6 protein-coding genes are annotated in these 3,219 nt (G+C 60.0%); 4 read left to right on the top strand and 2 right to left on the bottom strand.

The window, feature by feature from the left end; translation table 11 throughout:
• Positions 1-52 precede the first annotated feature (52 nt).
• Complete coding sequence (locus AC1DXW_RS30835) at positions 53-640, bottom strand: NUDIX domain-containing protein (RefSeq protein WP_477760897.1); 588 nt, start codon at positions 638-640, stop codon at positions 53-55.
• 166 nt (positions 641-806) lie between these two features.
• On the opposite strand from AC1DXW_RS30835, the gene AC1DXW_RS30830 reads away from it, so the two are divergent.
• Positions 807-1,232, top strand: coding sequence for a GNAT family N-acetyltransferase (locus AC1DXW_RS30830; RefSeq protein ID WP_477756588.1), 426 nt, complete (start codon positions 807-809; stop codon positions 1,230-1,232).
• Positions 1,233-1,358: 126 nt separating this feature from the next.
• Here AC1DXW_RS30830 and AC1DXW_RS30825 read toward each other — a convergent pair whose 3' ends face one another.
• The gene (locus AC1DXW_RS30825; RefSeq protein WP_414876178.1) at positions 1,359-1,709 is read right to left on the bottom strand and encodes a hypothetical protein; all 351 of its coding nucleotides are present in this window, start codon (positions 1,707-1,709) and stop codon (positions 1,359-1,361) included.
• A 148-nt stretch (positions 1,710-1,857) separates the two neighbouring features.
• Here AC1DXW_RS30825 and AC1DXW_RS30820 point away from each other — a divergent pair, with 148 nt between their 5' ends.
• From AC1DXW_RS30820 to AC1DXW_RS30810, 3 genes are read left to right on the top strand one after another with little or no spacing between them, the layout of a single operon-like run.
• Positions 1,858-2,106, top strand: coding sequence for a hypothetical protein (locus AC1DXW_RS30820; protein ID WP_008015571.1), 249 nt, complete (start codon positions 1,858-1,860; stop codon positions 2,104-2,106).
• Positions 2,107-2,126: 20 nt separating this feature from the next.
• Positions 2,127-2,456: a DUF6388 family protein gene (locus tag AC1DXW_RS30815; protein WP_477756587.1), complete on the top strand. Its 330-nt coding sequence runs from the start codon at positions 2,127-2,129 to the stop codon at positions 2,454-2,456.
• Between the two features lie 25 nt (positions 2,457-2,481).
• The gene (locus tag AC1DXW_RS30810) at positions 2,482-3,186 is read left to right on the top strand and encodes a YoaK family protein (RefSeq protein ID WP_477760896.1); all 705 of its coding nucleotides are present in this window, start codon (positions 2,482-2,484) and stop codon (positions 3,184-3,186) included.
• Positions 3,187-3,219 lie beyond the last annotated feature (33 nt).

The raw sequence follows: 3,219 nt of genomic DNA, 5'->3' as shown, positions 1-3,219 counted from the left end.
AAAGCAAGATCAAAAGATCGCAGCCTGCGGCAGCTCCTACGGGAGATTGCGTTTAATTGAAAAGGGGTTTCATCGCCRCATACTGCAACAGCATGATGGTCTTGGCGTCGCAGATCTCGCCGCGGTAAAACGCTTCGAGCGCATCCTCGAACGCCCACTCCAGCACTTCCAGTTCCTCGGTTTCCGCCTCCAGTCCACCACCGTCGCTGACTTTCGACTTCGCATCGTACTCGGCAATGAAAAAGTGCAGCTTTTCCGTCACCGAACCCGGGCTCATGTACGCCTCGAACACCTTCTGCACATGGTGCACGCGGTAACCCGTCTCTTCCTCGGCTTCATCGCGGATGCGGTCTTCAGGCGCCGCGCCTTCCAGCAGCCCCGCCGCCACTTCGATCAACAGGCCATCGTGGCCATTGACGAACACCGGCAAGCGAAATTGCCGGGTCAGTACCACGGTTCTCTTTTCGCGGTTGTACAACAGAATCGCCGCACCATTGCCACGGTCGTAGACCTCTCGCGTCTGGCGTTGCCACTCGCCGTTGTTGCGTTGGTAATCAAAGGTGATTTTCCTGAGCAGGTACCAGTCGTGGGACAACACCTGAGACTCGAGGATGTTGACCCGCTCGGCTGTGTTCGACATGACAACGCGTCCTGTTATTTGTCTGAGGGTCCACATGTTAAGTGAAAACGGACAGCATTTGCCCCCTCAAGCAAGCGCCGCCTTGGCGACGGTTCAACTTTTCCGGGGATGGAACAATCGCTGCAACCGGGATAGGCTGCGGCTTCAATGCCATATGGATATAGCCATGAACCTGCGTATCGAACTGTCGCAAAACCCCACGGAAGAACAACGCCAGGCCATCCTCAAACCGCTGCGCGCCTACAACGGCTCGAAGGCCGAAGGTAACGTGCCTGAGCACATCGCCTTGCTGGTGCGCGACGACAACGACGAAATCCTCGGCGGCCTGCATGGCCGATTGTTTTACCAGTGGCTGTACATCGACTTGCTGGTGGTGCCGGAACAGTCCCGGGGACAGGGCCTGGGTTCGAAACTGATGCAGATGGCCGAGGACCTGGCGCGGGAACGACGCTGCGTCGGGCTGTGGCTCGACACCTTTGAATTCCAGGCGCCGGAGTTCTACAAGAAATGCGGCTACAGCGAGATCGGACACATTGCCGACTACCCGCCGGGGCACAAGCACTTTTTCTTCCAGAAGCGCCTGAGCTACTGACACACACAAATCCCTGTGGGAGCGAGCTTGCTCGCGATGGCGTCAGGTCTGTCGGCATCAATGTTGAAGACAATCCGCTATCGCGAGCAAGCTCGCTCCCACAGGGGACTTGCGTTAGCCTTCAGGTCACAGGCAAGTCGCCAACGCCGCCAAGCGGCGCTTGGCCACGAAATCGTCCTTCTGTGCGTAGTAGCTCAACACCGTGCCCGAGGCATCGGTGGTCACGTCGACGAAGGACTCCGCCGAACGGGTGTAAACGGTCGTGCCGCCCTTATCCCCTGGTTGCAAATAGGCAGCGGCATCGACGCCGAACACGGCCTCGTCCTGCCAGGAAAACTGCACGCACTGGGCGACGTCTTTTGCCGGTTTTTCCGAGTTCAGGGTCTTGTACGGGGCCTTGGTGCGGGCGTCGTTCATCGCCGAGCCGGCGCATCCGGCCAGCAACGTCACGGCCAGCGCCACCATCAGAATTCGCATTGCATTCACTCATCGGGAAAAAGCGGACTTTATCACCCCGGCAGCCCGTATCGTTCTGCTTTACTGCATTTATACCGCGACAGCGCGCGACGATTCGCGCACCCTGTCGCGCCATTAACGCTGCATCGCACCCCTGACTGGAAACCTGATGACACCTAATGCCGAGTTCTACAAACCGAGCACTGAATATGCCGACAAGCTGATCAGCCAGATCGGCCAGACGCCTTCCTGGATAGCCAAGCGAATCGGCGTCACCGACAAGCGGATTCGCTACATCCTCGACGGCGAAAGAACCGTCAAAGGCGAAACCACGCCGATCCAGATGACCTACACCGAACAGTTTGCCCTCGAATGCCTGGCGGCAGCGGCCAAGGCCAGCAAGAAGCAATCCTCGTAATCCGTTATCAAGGAGCGACCATGGCGGCAACCGAACTGCAGCATGAGCAAGCACTCAAGAAGTTTCTCGAGGCGCGCCCCGAGTTGCGCGAAGAACTCGACCACCTCAACCCGCTGTTGGCTCAGGCCAAGGGTGAAACGGCGGCTCAGTATCGCGAGGAACGGCTGCACGAAGCGTTTGAAGCTGAAGCAGAACGCCAGAAGTTGTTCGCCTGGGAACTGACGTTGCAGTTAACCACCGCCACACCCCAGGATTACGAAGCGCAGCGCCTGGAAGTGCACCGGGAAGTGGCGGAAATGGCCGGCATGGACTGGCTGGAATATTGCGAGTTGAATGGGATAAAACCCTAAGCACTGTTCAGGGATACCATCGCCGATGCTGCCCAACACCGCCAGGACCCACGCCAGCCCCGGTCACTTGCACACGCAGAAATGGCGCGGGCGCATAGGCCTGAGCCTGGTGGCCATGCTCTCGGTGCTCGCCGGCATGACCGACGCCATCGGTTTCATGGCCAGCGGCGACTTCGTCTCGTTCATGAGCGGCAATACCACCCGGATGGCTGTCGCCATCAGTACTGGCGACCTTGGGTTGACCCTGCGCCTGGTGATCCTCGTCGCCACCTTCATCGTCGGCAACGCGCTGGGCATTATCGTCAGCCGGCTAGGCAGACGCCGGGCCCTGCCCTTGTTGCTGAGCATTGCCACGTTGTTATGCGCCGCCGCGGCCTGGCCTTTCGACGCGCAACTGCCCGCACTGCTGGCAGCGATCATCGCCATGGGAATGCTCAACGCCGCGGTGGAAGAAGTGAACGGCCTGCCGGTGGGCCTGACTTACGTCACCGGCGCCCTGTCGCGTTTCGGCCGCGGGCTGGGCCGCTGGATGCTCGGTGAGCGTCGTAACGGCTGGCGCGTGCAACTGATCCCCTGGACCGGCATGTTCGCCGGCGCGGTACTCGGTGCCGTGCTGGAACACCACCTGGGGCTCAAGGCGTTGTTTGCCAGTGGCCTGCTGKCTGCCGGACTCGGGGTGTTGTCGTTGAAGATCCCGCGGCGCTGGCAGTTGGGGTATATGCCGCGCTAACACCTCAATCTCCATGTAGGAGCTGCCGCAGGC

Source organism: Pseudomonas sp. P4_C4, from assembly GCF_056402055.1.
Note: the sequence above shows the minus strand (reverse complement) of the source record. Positions and strands in the feature narration are given on the sequence as shown.

What these genes read in the sequence shown, in the direction of transcription:
- AC1DXW_RS30815 (WP_477756587.1), top strand. Translation starts at nt 2,127, where the DNA reads ATGGCGGCAACCGAACTGCAGCATGAGCAAGCACTCAAGAAGTTTCTC.
- AC1DXW_RS30825 (WP_414876178.1), bottom strand. Translation starts at nt 1,709, where the DNA reads ATGCGAATTCTGATGGTGGCGCTGGCCGTGACGTTGCTGGCCGGATGC.
- AC1DXW_RS30820 (WP_008015571.1), top strand. Translation starts at nt 1,858, where the DNA reads ATGACACCTAATGCCGAGTTCTACAAACCGAGCACTGAATATGCCGAC.
- AC1DXW_RS30830 (WP_477756588.1), top strand. Translation starts at nt 807, where the DNA reads ATGAACCTGCGTATCGAACTGTCGCAAAACCCCACGGAAGAACAACGC.